Source organism: uncultured Nostoc sp., from assembly GCF_964245445.1.
Lineage (GTDB): Bacteria > Cyanobacteriota > Cyanobacteriia > Cyanobacteriales > Nostocaceae > Nostoc.
The window spans coordinates 1-18,593 of the sequence record NZ_CAXTNE010000155.1; the positions used below are offsets into that span (position 1 = coordinate 1).

At 43.1% G+C, this 18,593-nt stretch carries 15 protein-coding genes and 1 tRNA gene; 8 read left to right on the forward strand and 8 right to left on the reverse strand.

Annotated elements, in window-relative coordinates; genetic code table 11:
• Nucleotides 1-414: 414 nt before the first annotated feature.
• Entirely contained in the window at nucleotides 415-792 is a 378-nt protein-coding gene (locus ACFE90_RS23055) for a hypothetical protein (RefSeq protein ID WP_375504653.1), read from the reverse strand.
• Between the two features lie 125 nt (nucleotides 793-917).
• On the opposite strand from ACFE90_RS23055, the gene ACFE90_RS23060 reads away from it, so the two are divergent.
• On the forward strand, nucleotides 918-1,118 hold the full coding sequence (locus ACFE90_RS23060; protein WP_375504655.1) for a hypothetical protein: 201 nt from the start codon (nucleotides 918-920) through the stop codon (nucleotides 1,116-1,118).
• Between the two features lie 687 nt (nucleotides 1,119-1,805).
• Here ACFE90_RS23060 and ACFE90_RS23065 read toward each other — a convergent pair.
• From ACFE90_RS23065 to ACFE90_RS23080, 4 genes are all read right to left on the reverse strand, one after another.
• Nucleotides 1,806-1,878: transfer RNA gene (locus ACFE90_RS23065), tRNA-Phe, on the reverse strand.
• Nucleotides 1,879-1,953: 75 nt separating this feature from the next.
• A complete protein-coding gene (locus ACFE90_RS23070; RefSeq protein ID WP_375504657.1) occupies nucleotides 1,954-2,823 on the reverse strand; it encodes a metal ABC transporter permease in 870 nt (289 codons plus the stop codon).
• Between the two features lie 11 nt (nucleotides 2,824-2,834).
• A complete protein-coding gene (locus ACFE90_RS23075) occupies nucleotides 2,835-3,611 on the reverse strand; it encodes a metal ABC transporter ATP-binding protein (RefSeq protein WP_375504659.1) in 777 nt (258 codons plus the stop codon).
• Between the two features lie 119 nt (nucleotides 3,612-3,730).
• Nucleotides 3,731-4,672 carry a metal ABC transporter substrate-binding protein gene (locus ACFE90_RS23080; RefSeq protein ID WP_375504677.1) on the reverse strand — a complete coding sequence of 314 codons (942 nt, stop codon included), beginning with the start codon at nucleotides 4,670-4,672 and terminating at the stop codon, nucleotides 3,731-3,733.
• A gap of 388 nt (nucleotides 4,673-5,060) precedes the next feature.
• Between ACFE90_RS23080 and ACFE90_RS23085 the strand changes: the two genes are divergently transcribed.
• A complete protein-coding gene (locus ACFE90_RS23085; RefSeq protein WP_375504661.1) occupies nucleotides 5,061-6,680 on the forward strand; it encodes an iron uptake porin in 1,620 nt (539 codons plus the stop codon).
• 255 nt (nucleotides 6,681-6,935) lie between these two features.
• Here the strand turns inward: ACFE90_RS23085 and ACFE90_RS23090 are convergent, their stop codons facing one another.
• Both ACFE90_RS23090 and ACFE90_RS23095 read right to left on the reverse strand, forming a co-directional pair.
• Nucleotides 6,936-8,030, reverse strand: a complete 1,095-nt coding sequence (locus ACFE90_RS23090) for a DUF6745 domain-containing protein (RefSeq protein ID WP_375504663.1) — start codon at nucleotides 8,028-8,030, stop codon at nucleotides 6,936-6,938.
• Entirely contained in the window at nucleotides 8,017-8,310 is a 294-nt protein-coding gene (locus tag ACFE90_RS23095) for a hypothetical protein (protein ID WP_375504665.1), read from the reverse strand. The genes ACFE90_RS23090 and ACFE90_RS23095 overlap by 14 nt, the downstream gene beginning before the upstream one ends.
• Before the next feature lie 427 nt (nucleotides 8,311-8,737).
• On the opposite strand from ACFE90_RS23095, the gene topA reads away from it, so the two are divergent.
• The 6 genes from topA (at nucleotide 8,738) to ACFE90_RS23125 (ending at nucleotide 16,630) form a co-directional block, all read left to right on the forward strand.
• Nucleotides 8,738-11,386, forward strand: a complete 2,649-nt coding sequence (gene topA, locus ACFE90_RS23100; protein ID WP_375504667.1) for a type I DNA topoisomerase — start codon at nucleotides 8,738-8,740, stop codon at nucleotides 11,384-11,386.
• Nucleotides 11,387-11,801: 415 nt separating this feature from the next.
• On the forward strand, nucleotides 11,802-11,942 hold the full coding sequence (locus ACFE90_RS23105; RefSeq protein ID WP_229465963.1) for a hypothetical protein: 141 nt from the start codon (nucleotides 11,802-11,804) through the stop codon (nucleotides 11,940-11,942).
• A 22-nt stretch (nucleotides 11,943-11,964) separates the two neighbouring features.
• The gene (gene aroQ, locus ACFE90_RS23110; RefSeq protein WP_375504679.1) at nucleotides 11,965-12,414 is read left to right on the forward strand and encodes a type II 3-dehydroquinate dehydratase; all 450 of its coding nucleotides are present in this window, start codon (nucleotides 11,965-11,967) and stop codon (nucleotides 12,412-12,414) included.
• 115 nt (nucleotides 12,415-12,529) lie between these two features.
• The gene (locus tag ACFE90_RS23115; protein ID WP_375504669.1) at nucleotides 12,530-13,468 is read left to right on the forward strand and encodes an ADP-ribosylglycohydrolase family protein; all 939 of its coding nucleotides are present in this window, start codon (nucleotides 12,530-12,532) and stop codon (nucleotides 13,466-13,468) included.
• Nucleotides 13,469-13,707: 239 nt separating this feature from the next.
• Nucleotides 13,708-16,413: an HD family phosphohydrolase gene (locus ACFE90_RS23120; RefSeq protein WP_375504671.1), complete on the forward strand. Its 2,706-nt coding sequence runs from the start codon at nucleotides 13,708-13,710 to the stop codon at nucleotides 16,411-16,413.
• A gap of 46 nt (nucleotides 16,414-16,459) precedes the next feature.
• Nucleotides 16,460-16,630, forward strand: a complete 171-nt coding sequence (locus tag ACFE90_RS23125; RefSeq protein ID WP_375504673.1) for a hypothetical protein — start codon at nucleotides 16,460-16,462, stop codon at nucleotides 16,628-16,630.
• A 403-nt stretch (nucleotides 16,631-17,033) separates the two neighbouring features.
• Here ACFE90_RS23125 and ACFE90_RS23130 read toward each other — a convergent pair whose 3' ends face one another.
• Entirely contained in the window at nucleotides 17,034-18,593 is a 1,560-nt protein-coding gene (locus tag ACFE90_RS23130) for a hypothetical protein (protein WP_375504675.1), read from the reverse strand.

Here is an 18,593-nt window from a genome sequence, read left to right on the forward strand (position 1 = left end):
GGTGGAGGGGAAAGACTTACTGCAACTTCCTTCCCCTCTGTTCCCCATCTCCCTCATCTCCCCTATCTATACCCTGCGATCTGGTGAATTCTCCTGATAGATAGAAGCTTTTAAGCTTTGTTCATATCTTTTTTTGATGAATATTCTGGAAAAATCTGTGTTGGCTGTTACAATATTGTTAAGAAAAGTTGCCCGTTGCATTTTGGGAACGCGCAATTGGGTTTTAACTCTCTTGAGAAGACAACGCAAAAAAAATGTTCCAGACCAGCTGTGGGAGGCTGGTCTTTTTGTTTTTTAGGTGCTTAAAAGGTCGATTTTTAGGGTCAAATTTTGACCCTATTTTCCATGCCTACGCACCCATTAAAAAAGCTTCCACAAGGGAAGCTTACAGGCAATGGACATCAGGGATTGGGTTTACTGGCTTAACAGCCCTAACGCTACCTCAAGGTGATGTTTAGCTTTATGCAGTGCTAGCAGTTTCTCTTGGACGTACCTATCGAGAGCATTTAAAACTCTTCCTTCCAAGCTTGCTTTGATGAGTGCTGACTGCTCATCGCTCGGTGAGTTCATCTGTTCTATAGCGCTCGATAACTCTTGCATAAAGGCAAAAGTGACATTCTTTAGTCCTTTACCTACCTCAAACTGAGAAAGCGCTATTTGAGGGAACACCATAACGGATGTAATGTAACTAGTCTTATATGCTCTGTTCCCTGTAGGCTTTAACCCATAGCGCAAACACAATTGCGCTAATTCTGGTTTAGTTTTGATTTCGAGTTCCGTTCGTGTAAACATGGAATTGTTCATTTAATAGACGGACACTGGGTAGCTAAAACTTTCCACGGTCAACAGCTACCCACCAAATGATATTTCCCACTGGTAGGCACGTTAAGAATAGCATTATTTATATTTCTACATAAATGACTAAAAACAAAGGTAACCCAGAAAATTTACGGCCGTTCACTACAGATAGGGAAGAGTCGTTAACCGAAAGATTGAATTTACGTGTTACCAAAACAATGAAGGAAAAATTATCTATCAAAGATGACCCGCCAGAATTCTGTAGACGCGCTATTCAAAAAGCACTGGATGAAGACGAGCAATCGAACTTAGATAGCTAAAGATAGCTAATATTATTTTTTTCAAAAAGAATATGAGATAAGACGCCTGTACGAAACTTAGACAGAGTTACAAGCATCTTATTTTATTGTTCCATTGTACTTTTAATAACATTGTTCTCAAAAATAGAGAAAAATAGAAAATGTTACGGAAGAAATGGTAAAAGAGAGTTTATATAATTTAACAGAGTTAGGATTATGTGATGTAAATACCCGAAAAGGAAAAGCAAGGTATTCAGACATGAATAGCCAAAATATATTTATTAGCCATTTTAGGGGCAAATTTTTACATTTGGTTGGCGAAAAAAGTTCTGATTAACAGGTTTAAAATAAGGTTTGCAGTCAGAAAAATGTTTTTCTACTGTTACGTTTTACATTCATTCTAGTCTGTGTAAAAAATATCTTGAGTCTTACCTGCTTTCACTTCATTGCATTTTTACAAAACCTATGAGTTTGTAAAATACCCTTGCCTTTGACGGCTTGCTCAACGCTATTTTTTGGCAAACCTTAAGGGCTAGCAAGTTATTTTTACCTTACACGCTTCTTGTCTATAGGGTTATAAGTACAATTAAGTTAAAAACATAATAATGAATCCACATAAGCCTTTTCCTGGATTATGATATAAATTGGCTTATGCCGAATTTATGTCAGTTATGCCTTACACTAGGGGGGCTATTTTTCTGTAATGTATGCCAGGAACCGGACTTGAACCGGTGACACGAGGATTTTCAGTCCTCTGCTCTACCAACTGAGCTATCCCGGCTGGGGCTTTTGTGAGCCACGATTAATAAATGTAGCAAACATCCAAGAAAATAGCAAGCCCTTGGAGAAAAAAGATTTATGCGGCTTTCAAATTCAACTTAAACCAGATGAAAACGGCTACAAATAGCAGAAATTGAACAAGAACAATACTTGGGCCAGAAGCAAAGTTGAAAATACCTGACACAATGATGCCAGCAATGCTGCTAATGGAACCAACTATCACCGACATGACTAGAAAGCGGCTAAAGTGGTGACTCATCAGTTTGGCGGTAGAAGCGGGAATCACCAAAAAGGCGTTCACCAGTAAAACGCCGACAGCTTTAATCGCTACAGCAACGGCGAGTGAAAGCAAGACCACAAAGACGTAGCGGTACAACTGGACGGGAATACCTTGAACTTGAGCTACATCGGGGTTAAGGGTCAATAAAATTTGCTGCCGCAGGGTTGATAGTAAAAATATGCTGCCTCCCACAAGTACTAGCAACGTCAAAATCAAATCTGTGGTATCGATCGCTAGAATATCGCCGAACAGCACAGCCATCAAGTTGCCACGATATCCTTTAATTAGGCTAGTGAGAATCACACCGATCGCTAATGCCCCAGATAGCACTATGCTAAGAACGCTATCGCTACCTAAGTCGGTTTTGTCGATAAAGTAGAGGACAATAACCCCAAAAACCAAGGTAAAAGGTAACAGCATCCAAGTCGGATTTATTTGTAGCAGCACACCTAACGCCACACCTACTAATGCTGCATGACCAACCGCGTGGCTGAAAAAGGACAACTGGCGCAAGGTGACAAAACTACCCAACATCCCGCCAAGTATTCCCATCAACACAGCACCTACGATCGCACGCTGCATAAAAGGGAATGTTAACAAGCTTACTAAGTCATTGCTATTGGCGATCGCTAGCCTTGCTATCTGACAATCATTGAAGAAATTCATACTTATAAGCTTTAATGTTGGTGCTGGTAACGGCTGAAACCTGGGCCGTAGGTTGCTAACAGGTTTTGCGGTGAAAGGGCAATTTCCGGCTTACCAGTACAAACAATACTTTGGTTCAGGCAAAGCACGCGATCGCAATGGCGATTTACCATATCAATATCATGAGAAACTTGCAATACTGTCCAACCCTCTTGACGCTTTAATTCATTTAGCAAAGCGTAAAAATCTGCTGAACCTTGCACATCAACACCAGCAAAGGCTTCATCTAGTACCAACAGTTTCCGAGGCATTACCAAACAATAAGCCAATAAAACCCGCTTGAGTTGACCACCGCTAAGAGTACCAATAGCTTGATGCTGTAAATGATAAGCATCGGTTCGCCGTAAAGCTTCTCCTACGGCTGCCGATTTTTCTTGGTCTTGTCTCCACAGCCTAGAGAAAAATAAATCCCCTTTTTTCGCTTCCTTGTCCCATCCAAGTCCTACTAACTCGCTGACAGAAATGGGAAAGCTGCGGTCAAAAATGAAGTTTTGCGGCATATAGCCCAATAAGTGACGTAAACGCCCCAGTCTTGCAATTGGACGACCGAATATTTGAATCGTACCAGCACTTCGAGGTATCAAATCTAAAACCGCTTTTACCAAAGTACTTTTACCAGCACCATTGGGGCCGACGATAGCTGTATCTGTTCCTGGCAATAATTGAAAAGAAACATCTCGAACAGCTAGATAGCTGCCTTGATAGACAGTTAATCCTTCTACTTTTAAAATAGCAATGTCATTAGTCATTAGTCATTGGTCATTAGTCATTGGTCATTAATCATTGGTCATTGGTCATTAGTCATTTGCAAAGGACATAGACGCGCTAGCGGCTTCCCGCAGGGTAGGACAACTGACAAATGACAAACCTATTTACATGCTGTTTGCAGAGTTTGCAAGTTAGCTTTCATAGCCTTGAAATAATGCTGTGGATCTGTTTCGCCAGTTTCTAGAGAATCCAGAGGACGCAAAGTTAATTTTAAATCTTTGGAAAGGCTGGATAGAAGTTTGTTATCTACTCCTGGTTCGCTAAATAAAGCTTTAACTTTGTACTTTTTCACCGCATTAACTGCATTTTGCACATCCGTTGGTGAAAGTTGATCTTCGGGAATTTGTACCACAGCAACTTGCTTGAGGTTATAGCGTTTAGCTAAATATGGAAACGCATCATGAAAGGTAATAAAGGTACAACTAGGAGTTTTCTGCAAAGTCTGTTGAAATTCGCTGTTTAAACTTTCTAATTCTTTAATATAAGTCGCAGCATTCGCCTCATAAGTTGCTTTGTTCGCTGGGTCAGCAGCAACTAATCCATCTCGAATATTAGTTACCTGCTGTTTTGCCAAAACTGGATCTAACCAAACGTGTGGATTACCTTGGCTATGTTCGTCGTCTTTTTCTTCTTGGGCCGTTTTTACAACAGGTGAAATTTCATTTAAGGGTTTAATACCTTTACTAGCATCAATTTCAGCTAATTTGCTATTTTGGGCATTTTTAACAGTATTTTCCAGAAATTCCTCCAAACCTAAACCATTTTTTACTAACACATTCGCAGTTGCGATCGCCTTGACATTTTCGGGTGTCGCTTGATATTCATGCACCTCCGTACCAGGTGGCACTAGAATTTCTACATCTGCCACATTAAGAGCTACTGCCTTAGTAAACAAATATATCGGCAAAAATGTTGTCACTACTTTAGTTTTTCCCGACTGCACCGACGGGGTAGAAGCAGCTTCCTGTGCTTGCGGCGACTGTTCGGAAGTCTTTCCCTGATTTGGATTCGATTGACTACAGCCAGTAGCCATTGACAACATCAGCAAAGCAATTATGGGCAAGATGCCGCTTCTTTGTTTGCTTGTTCTAATTCCTCTACAATTTACAATCACGTATTTTCTCCCCAAAACGGATGCTGACTCTGCCTCTGTCAAAATTCCTATTGACAAGTTTATACTATAATAATTCTCATTCTCATTTTAGGCATATAATATTATTTTGGGTTTTCTGTGTAATGAATAACAACAAAACTTTTTCAGACGGTACAACCCTCTGCAATTTAGTTTTCCCTAAATAATTAGGATTTCTTGACTTTTTTTGTTAAAGAGGTTGCTTACTTCTGATAAGATTGCTGACAAATATTCTCATAAAATACACGTTTAAAAAACGTGGTTTGGGTGTGAGTTGGAGATCAGTGTGAGGAGAGAAATGCAAAAATTCTGGAAATATCTGCTAGTTAGTCCAGCAGTCTGCGGTGTCATGCTATTTGTGAATACTGCTACATTTGCAGGTGAAACATCGGGAAAGTCTGAAATCAATCAACCGCAAGTTTTAGCTAATCCAGATATAAGAGCTACGAACATCGCGCCAGTTAATCCAATGGCGCAAGTTACCTCTGTGTCTCAATTTTCCGATGTACAACCCACGGACTGGGCATTTCAAGCATTGCAGTCTTTGGTTGAGCGTTATGGTTGTATTGCAGGATACCCAAATAGCACTTATCGTGGTAATCGGGCATTGACGCGGTATGAGTTTGCGGCTGGTTTGAATGCTTGTCTTGACCGCGTTAACGAACTTATTGCTACAGCCACCGGGGATTTAGTTAACAAACAAGATTTAGCTACATTACAAAAGCTGCAAGAAGATTTTTCAGCAGAACTGGCGACACTCCGAGGTCGTGTAGATGCAGTAGAAGCTAAAACTGCTGAATTGGAGGCAAATCAGTTCTCAACTACAACCAAACTGCAAGGAGAAGTTATCGCAGTCGCCAGCGATGTTTTGTCAGGAAATACAGTCAACGGTGAGGAAATTACAGACAAGAATACAACTTTAGGGTTACGGGCACGGATAGAACTTGTGACAAGTTTCACAGGCAAAGATACACTGTTTACCAGAATCCAGGCTAATAATATTCTCAGCCCTAACATTGGTACACCAGAGGGCAACTTATTTTTTGCTGGCGAGGATGGTACTACTAATGCTTTTATAGATGCCTTGTATTACAAATTCCCTCTGGGTGAAAGAACACAGGTTACTGCTCTTGCCAACGCAGCTGCAGCAGATGATATTACCAGTACTGTCAATCTCTTTGACGGTGATGGCTCCTTTGGTGCTTTGTCCACCTTTGGTACACGCAACCCAATTTATGGTCAGATAAATGGCGCGGGGTTGGCAGTAACGCACGAGTTCAGTGAGAAATTGGCACTGAGTCTAGGGTATTTGAGTGGTACAGCTAATGACCCTACGCCCAATAATGGTTTGTTTAATAGTTCTTACGGTGCGCTAGCACAGCTGACGGTTAAACCAAGCGATCGCATTACTATTGGTTTAACTTACATCAATTCCTACAACCAACCACTACTCACGGGTAGTAATGCAGCAACTCTCGGGCCCTTGGATTTAGATGGCGATGGTACGTTAGATTCCCGATTTTCCAGTAATTCTTACGGTGTCGAAGCATCCATTGGCATCACTGATAACATAGTCTTGGGTGGTTGGGCTGGATACACCAACAGCCGCACATTAAATGGCGATCGTGGAGAGGTTGACATTTGGAACTATGCCGTCACTCTCGGCTTTCCTGACCTTGGTAAAGAAGGTAACTTAGCAGGTATCATCGCTGGTGTGGAGCCAAAAGTGACAAGCTCTAACATCGCAGGATTGGATAGAGATCGGGATACATCCTATCATCTTGAAGCGTTCTACCAGTATAAGTTGACTGACAATATTACTATTACTCCAGGAGTCATCTGGTTAACATCGCCAGATCATAACAATGACAACGATGATGTTGTAATTGGCGCACTGAGAACCACATTCAGTTTCTAATTTTCAAAATCTCCAAAAAAAGAAGACGCAAAAAATAAATTTGCGTCTTTTATAGCGGTTCTCAATTGCGTGAAATACAGACCTAACCCCCTGCCCCTTCCCTGCGAGCGTTGGGGAGTAAGCCTCAAAGCCTCTCTCCTTTTAGGAGAGAGGAATGGAAGTGAGGTCAAAATGTATTGCTTCCATTCGAGAAGCACTATATTTTGTCTATAATCTCAAAAATAAAACCCAATAAAAAAGCTGGGCTTGATAAACTCAGGTTTGCACAGCAAATTCTTCTGGATCAATTCCCCAATTTACCCAGCGAATTGCTTCACGCGCTGAGTTCATATTTGGTGGAACTCGTAAGGCGTGAATAAACCCTGTACTGGGGCAAGTCATTTTTAACAAGTAAATTGGTTCTTCATCGACATCATTATCTATTTTTAATAGAGTATATTCTTTCCAAAAATCTAATTCAATTGCTTGTAATTCTTGGCAAATTCTAGCGTAACCAATACCCTGAATTAACACTCGGCGTAGTTCGGCGTTTTCCTCCGATAAAAGCCATTGAGATTGCCATTGCTGCGGGTGGATTTTACCGTATTTTTCAGGCAAGGTTACACCGTGGTATGAGTAAAGGCTATATCCATCAGTAAATTCAATGGCGGGTTTGCCTTCAGCGTGGAGGCGATCTTGATTGTCGAAGCGCAGGTGAAGCGGGCGATCGCATACTATACAAATGTCATCATACGCAAACAACCAACCACATTCTTGTATGAAAGATTGAAATCTTTCCCATTCTTGTTGATGATGAGCAATGTTCAAAACAGAGATACAAAAATCATTTAAATCCATGCAATTACCGTGATTTTCAAGTCTAAAGGAGTTATTAACTTGAACTTCAATCAACCACGATTTATCCTCTATTTCCTCGTTTAATTGAGTATAAAATTTTTTAATTAAACCTTTGTATATTTCATAATTTAACAGACAATTTGCCATCCCATAGAAACAGTAGATGAATTGCTTACGGACTTTTTTCCCAAGCTGTTGATAGAGTTTAATCGAAAGTTCTTTAAAGATATGAGGCGAAAATAAGCTTTCTAAACTATTTGGTTCATTATTGAGATAATTGTCTATAAATTGAGATGACAGTTGTTTTAGCATCCAGTTGCAAGCTGCATAAGGGCTATCACAAAAAACAACTTCAGGTTCTTCAAAACCAATCGCTACATAAGCAGCTTTTACCACATTAGCTGCTTTTTCTCTATCAATTCGCTCAGTTGAAAGCGCGATCGCTCTCCACTTCTCTCGATAAACTGGAATCAAAGCCTCTTGCTCAGGCGTTAACTTTTCAATCAGCGACATATCGCCAACCTTCAGGCTCGTATTCCCGTTGAATTTTCACCATCCAGTCACCTTGGGGAATATAAATAGCTTTATGCTCCTCATGGACAAGCAATGCCGAGTCGGAAAACACACGCAAATAGAGTGTGCTATCTTTATCGTATAATTCTGCGTTTCCCTCAGTAATGCGATGCTTATGCCCCCTAACTTCGCCTTCTGCCAAAGTTAAGTGAGGTATTTTTTGTCCTTCAATTTGCTGCACAGGCAGTAAGATTACATCACCTTGGCGAATCGGTTTCATGGTTTTGCTTTCCTGGCATGGGTACAAACCCCACTTCGTTTTTGCTCTCAAGTTTGGTTTAATCTTGGCACAAGCTCTTAGGGATTGGGCATTGGTCAATTAAATAGTTCTTCTTCCCTTCCTTCCCCTACTTCCTCATCTCCCATTCCCCATTCCCCACTCCCCGATGATATTTTGAAAACTGTAGTCGCCAATTATGCGTTAGATAAGTTAAAGATTGAAATAGCTGGAAATTCACACCCAGCGTTCTCCTCCTCTAACCTCTGGGACAGACTGGGCCATAAGTTCAGCAGATTTTATCCCAAGCAGGCAGTTTATGTGAGGATTAAATCACCGCCCTAAGCGTGACCTTTTATCTTGACAATTTGCAAAAATTACCTCAATTTGACTGTTTTGCTTAGTAGCTCTTCTTTTTATTGAAATTTCCATGTCAACTCTCGTCATCGTCGAATCTCCAGCCAAAGCTCGTACCATTCGCAACTACCTGCCATCAAGCTATCGGGTGGAGGCGTCTATGGGTCATGTGCGTGACCTCCCCCAGTCGGCTAGTGAAATTCCCGCTGCCGTCAAGGGGGAATCATGGGCGCAGCTAGGGGTAAATGTGGACGCCGACTTTGAACCGGTATATGTTGTCCCGAAAGACAAAAAGAAAATTGTCACCCAGCTTAAAGAAGCCCTCAAAGATGTAGATGAATTGATTCTGGCAACGGACGAAGACCGGGAAGGTGAAAGCATTAGTTGGCATTTATACCAATTGCTGAAGCCGAAAGTTCCCACTAAGCGGATGGTGTTTCACGAAATAACCGAAGAGGCGATCAAAAAAGCTCTGAAAGACTGCCGCAATATCGATGAGCAGTTGGTTCGCGCCCAAGAAACGCGGCGGATTTTAGATCGACTGGTGGGCTATACCCTGTCTCCCCTGCTATGGAAAAAAATCGCCTGGGGATTATCTGCTGGGCGAGTGCAATCTGTAGCCGTGCGGCTTTTAGTCACTAGGGAACGCCAACGCCGCGCGTTCCGTGAAGGTACATACTGGGATTTGAAAGCCAGTTTCTCAAAGGAAAAACCCCCCTTTGCTGCCCAGTTGGTAACATTGGCAGGAACCAAAATCGCTAACGGCAGTGATTTTGACGCAACGACCGGACAAATTACCGCAGGTCGGAATGTCTTGTTGCTCAACGAAGACCAAGCGGTAGCCCTCAAGGAACGCCTAACTGGGAAAACCTGGAGTGTTACCGAGATGGAGGAACGCCCAGTGACGCGCAAACCGTCGCCACCGTTTACCACCTCAACGCTGCAACAAGAATCTAACCGGAAATTGCGCCTCTCAGCCCGTGATACGATGCGGGTTGCCCAGAATTTGTACGAGCAGGGGTATATTACCTATATGCGGACAGATTCGGTGCATTTGTCAGATCAAGCGATCGCAGCTGCTCGGAGTTGTGTAGAAAAGCTCTACGGTCAACAATACCTCAGTCCCCAACCCCGGCAATACACCACCAAATCCAAAGGCGCACAAGAGGCGCACGAAGCCATTCGTCCAGCAGGTAGCAGCTTTCGCACACCTCAAGAAACTGGTTTGGGCGGTCGAGAACTTGCTGTCTACGATTTGATTTGGAAGCGGACTGTTGCCTGTCAAATGGCTGATTCCCGCCAAACTCAAATTACCGTGCAATTGCAAGTTGAGGATGCTGGATTCCGTTCTTCTGGCAAACGGATTGAATTTCCAGGATACTTACGTGCCTACGTTGAAGGTTCAGACGACCCAGAAGCAGCACTGGAAGACCAGGAAGTGATTTTGCCGAATCTGAAAGTAGGAGATCATCCGAATTGTACAGACTTAGAAGCAGTTGGGCACGAAACCCAACCGCCAGCTAGATACACCGAAGCAACTTTAGTGAAAACCTTAGAAAGCGAAGGTATCGGTCGTCCCAGTACCTACGCCAGCATCATTGGCACCATCATCGACAAGGGTTATGCCCATTTGGTGAGTAATGCTCTTATTCCTACCTTCACCGCTTTTGCCGTCACCGACTTGCTGGAAAAACATTTCCCGGACGTTGTTGATCCCAGTTTTACCTCAAAGATGGAGCAAACCCTGGATGACATTGCCACAGGTGAAGCCAAATGGCTACCCTACTTGCAGCAATTCTACCTGGGAGAGAAAGGGCTGGAAACCCTGGTAAAAGAACGGGAAAGTCAAATTGATGCCACTAAAGCTAGGACTGTAGAACTGGAGAATCTAGATGCGAAAGTCCGCATTGGGAAATATGGCCCCTACATTGAAGTCGAAAATGGTGAGGGGGTTATCACCGCTTCAATTCCCAAAGACCTGACACCAGCCGACCTCGACCCCAAACAGGTTGAAGTATTGCTGCGACAAAAAACCACTGGCCCTGATCAGGTAGGTCGGCATCCCGAAACTGGCGAACCAATTTATGTGAAGATTGGTGCCTATGGCCCTTATGTCCAATTGGGTGATAAAACCGACGAAAACCCCAAACCTAAACAAGCCTCCCTACTCAAAGGTGTTACCCCAGAAACCGTTACTCTGGAAATGGCTGTTGGTCTGTTGGCACTACCCCGGACATTGGGAGTTCATCCAGTCACTGGCAGCAAAATCCAAGCAAGTTTGGGGCGCTTTGGCCCTTATGTGGTTCATGACCAGGGTAAGGAGGGGAAAGACTACCGTTCTCTAAAAGCTGCTGATAATGTATTGACAATTAGCTTAGAACGTGCATTAGAATTATTGTCTGAACCCAAAAAAGGACGCAGTTCTACAAACAACAAGTCCAAGGCAGCTTTACGCGAATTGGGTACACATCCAGATGATGGAGAAACAATTAACATCTACGATGGCCCTTATGGCCCTTACATCAAGCATGGCAAAACTAATGTGAGTATCCCAGAAGGTCAAACGGTAGAAAATGTAACCTTGGCTGAGGCACTGAACTTGTTGTCAGCTAAAGCATCAACAGCGAAATCGACTCGCAAAACGACTAAATCAACGACTTCTAAATCTAAGTCAACTGCTAAGTCAACAACCTCTACCAAAAAAAAGGGCACAGAAGGTTAATTGCAAGTCAGCTAATTTTGGACTTCGACTTTGCTCAGTCGAACGATTTTGGATTTAAAGAATTTTGGGGTTCATTCCCCGCGCCTTGTAAGCGAAATAAATCTAAAATCTAAAAGACGCTCCTACGTCGCTAACGCTACGCTATCGTAAATCTAAAATTAGTAGTCAAGAGTCCAAAGTCCGATCCTGAACTCTTGACCCTTGATATCTATCCTTGATAGGATGCAGTTCAGTAGGTGCAAGTGTGATACTCTAAAAAGTAAGGGAAAACACAACGCCAAATTTTAGAAGTGGCTTATGTCCCAAACACGGGATTGTTTATCAGCCCGGTTGGAAGCCAGAGGTGCGAAAATATGCCAATTTCTGCGTACCTGTTAATCAAAAATTGAGGTAGTATCTCAGGAGCCGTCAGTTCATGGACTATATAGAAAAGGTGCTGGAAAAGGTTAAGGAATTAGCACGGAGGCTAATAGAGAGCCTGTTTGGGCCAGAGGCAGAACCGGAACCGGAACTGATTCCGATTCCTGTAAACGATCGCTCGCGTCGTCGCCACTAATCTCAAAGTGCTCAACTCGACGTTGCAACCCTTAAGCATTCTGGCACTGCATGGGCCAAACTTAAATTTGCTAGGACAGCGAGAACCAGGAATTTATGGTGCGTTGACTCTAGCTGAAATTAACCGCCTGTTAGAAGAAGAGGGATTCAAGTTACAGGCGAAAGTTTTTTCTGTGCAGTCAAATCATGAAGGAATTTTGGTAGATACTATTCATGCCGCATTAGGACAACATCACGGGATTTTGATTAATGCAGGGGCATATACCCATACAAGTGTGGCATTGCGAGATGCGATCGCGGCTGTTAACTTGCCCACAGTCGAAGTACATCTGAGTAATATTTACCGTCGGGAAGATTTTCGCCATCATTCGTATATCGCCCCAGTAGCGATCGGGCAAATAAGTGGTTTTGGCGAACAAAGTTACTTGTTGGGCTTACAAGCTTTGGTGAATCATTTGAGAGTTAAGAGTTAGAAGAGACGCGATTAATCGCGTCTGTACAAGAGTTAGAAGTTAGAAATTGGTAGTTGGTAGTAAAGTTAGGAATTAGCAATATTTCATTAACTCCTCACTCTTAACTACATAGTTTATGCGTTACTCTCCTGTAAGTCGGTTTAGAGGTACTTTGCTCGGAGCATTACTGGGGGAAAGTTTAGCCACTGGCAATATACAGTCTCAGAGTTACCTAGATTTGGGCAGAATGGCGGTTCTAGGTACTGAGAGTTTGATTGTGTTGGGTAGATTAGATTTAGATGATTGGATAGCGCGTCAGCAACAAGAATCTCTTCATTTAACAGTAACTGATGACATATCGATCAAAATAATTCTTGCGACACTACCAGTAGCACTTTTTTTTCACGAAAATCCGATTAAGCTCCGGCAAAACTTGCTGCATGTCCTAAAAATCTGGGAGGATGACCCAATAATAAGGGATGGAACGTTAGCAGTAGGATATGCGATATCTCTTGCTTTAACTGAAAAACTCAACCCCCTAACCCTGATCCCACAAACAATTTCTTTTCTCGGACAAACACCGACATCAATACCAAAAAAATTATTAACAGTTCAGAATTTATTAGAGCAAGGGGCGGGATTGTCAAGGGCGCAAGCTGAGTTTGCTAGGGAAGAACAACTCAGTAACACTATTGCTATGGCGTTCTATTGCTTTTTGAGTACCTTAGAAGACTTCCGGCTGGCAGTTTTGCGGGCTACTCACAATGGCAATTTCATGCAACATGCTACCCCCCTAGACTTACAGGCTACAGGTGCAATTACTGGTGCTTTATCAGGAGCATATAACGGTATAGGCGGAATTCCCATAAATTGGCAAGTCTTGCTCTTACAGAGGAATTCTCCAACATGGGGATTAACTAGCTTTTCCCAAATGTTAAAATTGGCGGATGCATTTGTGGCGGTGTGGTCGGGAGTGTATGATCTTACCTTAAATCCAAGGGAGTTAACTGAGGAGGGATGTGAGGTGGTTCTGCCTTCAGTTTACGCAGCTCCTCGCGTTATTCGGTCGCGTTAATCCTATTTTTACCGAACAACGGTGCGGGTACTAAACACTGAAGACTACTAAAATCTAGCCAAAAACTAAAAAACTTATATACTAGAATTTTTCAGCAAACCTTTGGACTGATTCTGTAGGTAGCTATTATGGCAAGCTTTAATTAGGCTTTGCCACCCTAGTTGCAGCAGCCGCAGAGCAAACTTCCCTGATGATTGTCTATTTTGAGCTATCAAAATCAGCAATTGCAGGCAGAAATAATGAAAATAAAGCAATTTTTGCAGTTCTTAACCCAGCAATTGACTAACTGTCGGCGACAGTACAAAGGACTACGCCGTAAGGGAAAGTTAATGAGAAGCCCCAAAAGCAAAAGCCATAGAAGGGAACTTTTAAGGACTATCGTTAAGAATGTAATTTTATTTTTATCTAAAAGCAACGATAAAAGCGTAGGCGTAGCCAGCCGTAGGCATCGCCGAAAACAAGAAAGAGCGCTCCAGTCAAAGACAAAATCGGTCACAACTAAGAGTAGTATTTATGCAGTCGCTTTAGATTGGGTACATGAACAGCGTTCCTTGGTAATTTTAGCGATCGCTCTACTCTCACTCACTGGCGTTATTGGGCATAAATTATACAACCAAACTCAACTCCAAATCGGAAATCCTGCACCCCTGACAATTACAGCGCCTTACACAGCTAGCATCGAAGATCAGAAAAAAACAGAATTACAGCGCCAAGCCGTTAGTGAAACATCCTTACAGGTGTTGATGATTAATGCGCGAATGAACGAACAAATTAACGAAAATTTGCAACGACTTCTAGATGATGGCAACGAAATTCGCGCTGTTGCTAGAGCTTTTCCTTTTTTTGATCCTGTAGTTTTGTCCATCTCTACCCAGCGTTACCTCCGCTCTTGTCCTGACTCGGAATGGCAAGCACTGCTAATAACTGTAGAAAATACTAAAAATCAGCATAATAAAAAAGGAACAGGACAAACCGCCGCCTCATCCGCACCCAATCAGGAACACCAACGGCGCACAATACCAACGCCACAGAAAACAAAGCCTGTTGATTTTTCTCAAAACACTGACTTTACTCAAGCAGTAGCAGAATTAGAATCTTACCGCGTCACTTCTAAGAAAAACTTGTCTTTAGCGATTTCCCAAATTTCCCAAGCACGCCAAAGATACACCCAAGCCACTGCCAAACTTTTACAGTTAGAGACTGTTACCTCAGAAGTAGTATACGAGGAATCCCTACTTTTGGATTTGTCAGATGAGGAGTGGAAAACAACACAAATGGGAATCCATCAGAGTGCAGAGCGGATTCTCACCCAAGGCATCCCACAAGGACTGCCAAAAAATATCTTACAGGATGCGGTGAGTTTACAATTGCAGTCTTTTGTACCAGAATCCGCCGAATCTTTGGCAAAGAACCTGTTGTTAGCTGTACTCAAGCCAAATCTGCAAAAAGATGAAGAACAAACCAGAGAAAACGCTCAAAAGGCTGCTGCTGGGGTGTCACCCGTGATGGTGAAGGTACGGGATGGTGAGGTGATTGTCAGAAAAGGAGCGCAGATTACTGCATGGAACTTTAAGGTACTGGAGCATTATCACCTGGTTCGCCGGGAGGTAAAATGGCACGAGTTAGTGAAGTTAGCAGGTGTAATTGCGATCGCCATTGGTATTTTTGTTTGGGTAGAACGGCATGTCAATTACGAATTGCGACAACGCGATCGCTTATTGGTGTTACTGCTAACTCTGAGTGTGCCAGGATTGGTAACGATGGGATTGCCTTATACCACCTGGAGCGCCCTTGGTTTATTGTTGGGAAGCTTCTACGGCCCCACTTTGGCGTTAACAGTTGTCGGACTGCTGTTGCCGATATTAGCTATTAGCTTGGATATAAGCAAGGCTGCGCTTTTAGCTGGTGTAGGGGGAGGAATATTAGGTAGTTACATAGCGCAACGATTGCGATCGCGTGAAGAATTGGCATTATTGGGTGTTGCGATCGCTTTAACTCAGGGTAGCATTTATCTGGTTGTTAAAATTTTAATTGGTCAAGCATTTGGTTCAACTTGGTATATTGTCCTCCGAGAAGCCGGATTGTTTGCTTTATCCGGTTTAGGCTGGAGTGTTGTAGCTTTAGGCTTGAGTCCTTATCTAGAAAAAGTTTTCGATTTAGTTACCCCAATCCGTTTAGCGGAGTTGGCGAACCCTAACCGCCCTTTATTAAAACGACTCGCTACTGAAACTCCTGGAACTTTTCAGCATACGTTGCTTGTGGCTACTCTTGCTGAAGCTGCTGCCAAAGAACTAGGATGCAATGTTGAACTAGTCAGGGCTGGCACACTATATCACGATATTGGCAAAATGCATGACCCTCTTGGCTTTATTGAAAATCAAATGGGGGGGCCGAATAAACATGATACAGAGATTAAAGATCCTTGGAAGAGTGCAGAAATTATTAAAAAGCACGTAACTGAAGGGTTAGTGATGGCGCGTAAACACCTTTTACCTACAGCGATCCAAGCATTTATTCCAGAGCATCAGGGAACGATGCTAATTGCCTATTTCCATCATCAAGCCCAGCAAATGGCTCAAGAAGATCCAAGTTTAACAGTAGAAGACGCAGATTTTCGCTACGATGGCCCGATTCCCCAATCACGGGAAACCGGAATTGTCATGTTAGCAGATTCTTGTGAAGCGGCGCTGCGATCGCTCGAAGCATCGGCTAAACCTTTGGCAGAAAAGCGATCGCTTAAAGATGTTTCGACTGAACAAGCTTTAGCAATGCTTAATAATATTCTGCGTGCCAAATGGCAAGACAATCAACTCGTAGATTCAGGATTAACACGAGAAGAAATGTCAAAAATTGCCCAGATATTTGTAGATGTTTGGCAGCAATTTCATCACAAACGCATTGCTTATCCTAAGTTAAAGGCTAGTAGCACTGTGCGGAATTCGTAATTAAGAAACTCTTAGTACAGCTTTGCGTAAAATTGTAGCGTTTTTAATGCAAGGGGACGCGTTGCCATTGTCAGCCGATGCATTGGCATTGTCAGCCGATGCGTTGGCATTGTCAGCCGATGCGTTGGCATTGTCAGCCGATGCGTTGCCATTGTCAGTCGATGCATTGGCATTGTCAGATTTAATTCGTTACGAATTAATGAAATGCTGTACTTAGCTTTAATCTAGTTTCTGACTTTTCACTCTATGTGGAAAAACTAACGCGAAACCTAACCCCCCAACCCCCTTCCCTGGTAAGGAAGCTACGGTGTACACATAAGTCTCTGGGAACTCCAAAAAATAAATTATCCCAATTTCTAGACTCAACACGAGTGTTCCTCCCCCTGCCCCCTGCTCCCTGCTCCCCTGCCTTAAATGCGATGGGATATTTTTTTAATTGGAAGTCCCTCTTGACCTGCACCTTTGTTGCATCGATCTTTTTTTGACTTGTGTGTACATCGTAGGGTAAGCAAGGGGGAGAATTCAAAGCCTCTCTCCTGCAAAGAGAGAGGTTTTCCAGATCCCGTGAAAAGTCAGAGTCGTTTGGTGTTTGGAACTCAAAGTTTGTTGTTCCAAGCGAACTACGCTTGGATAATAAAATCAGATGCCTTGAGAATTGGCGCACCAGTTAGAGTCACAAATAGACCACCGATGCCGAAACCAGCCGTGCTGCCATTTTCGTTGTAGAACAACTGCCCACTCACAGGATCGTAGACAATTGTCGCCGTGCTAGTCGCCGCAGAAGAAGTAATTTCAAAATCACTCTCGTTACTAAAACCTATTCCCGGAACAGAGGTAATTGTATTAAAGGTAGCCTTATCCAGTACAATCTTGTCACTTTGTGTAGTGACTGCAAAAAATCCACTGTAGAACCCACTAATGCTATCTAGACCAACATCAGTACTGTTAAAAGGAGCATCGGTATTGTAAAGGAATCTGTCAACACCCTCACCACCTGTGAGTACGTCATTGCCAGCACCGCCAACCAGAGTATCATCGCCAGCACCACCGATGAGGGTATCATTACCAGTTCCACCCCGTAGCAAATCATTGCCACTATTGCCGTTGATGATGTCATCACCTCCCTGACCATTAATCACATCGCCGGAGTCTTTAAAACCCATAATGTTATTGTTAAGGTCATTGAGGAATGTAACGGTGTTCGGGTTAAATAACTCAGTTTGAGTGGAGTTGGCATCGAAGACATCAAAACTGTCAACGATGCCCCTCTGGTTATCAAACAGGATATTGCCAATAGCTGGGCTGACATCAGATGCTGGTAAATTATTCAGCTTTTCTAACAGGAAGTTTTCTAGAATGATTTGGGTATTGCTTGTATTTTCAAAAGTGAGTTCTAGATTGTTGCCATTTTGATTTAATTGCAGATTTTTAGCAGTCAATCCTAATCTAGTAAAATCCAAGGTATCAACTTCAGCAATTACCGCCGCTGATGGATTTAAAGTATCAACTTCAGCAATTGCCGCCGTTGATGGATTTGAAGGATCAACTTCAGCAATTGCCGCCGTTGATGGATTTGAATCAATACCTACGCTACCTACGCCGCCAAAGTCGGTTATGGTGTCGATGCCATCCCCTCTTGAGAAGATGAATGTGTCTCGACCACCATTACCAGTGAGCTTGTCGTTACCAGCTTTGCCCTCGATGATGTTGTTGTTGGGTGTGCCGATAAGGATATCTGCACTACTTGTGCCCGTGATCAATTTCTGGACAAAACCCAAAGTGGTGGTTGCTACTGCACTGGTGTTATTCACATCTTGGCCGTCATCGACGACAAACTCAATTGTGGTGTTAACAGTGGTAGCTGTACTGTTGTAGGTAACGCTGCTGAGGACTTGTCGATAATTGGCAATGGTATCCGTGCCACTAAGAGAGAGAGTGCCTGTGGTGGGGTTGTAGGTAGCGGTGATGTTGCCGATAGCAGTAGCATTGAGACTTTCGGTTGCGCCATTCGAGAGATTGGTAATGGTGATGGTGGCACCAGCTAGGGTAGTGCCATTGTCGCCAAGGGTGAAGTTGCTATCGATGATGGAGACGGGAGTGCCGCTAAAGGTGGTGCTAAAATCAATACCCTGTGAGTTGCCGTTGAGGTCGAGAACGGGGGCGCGGTTGCCAAACACCAC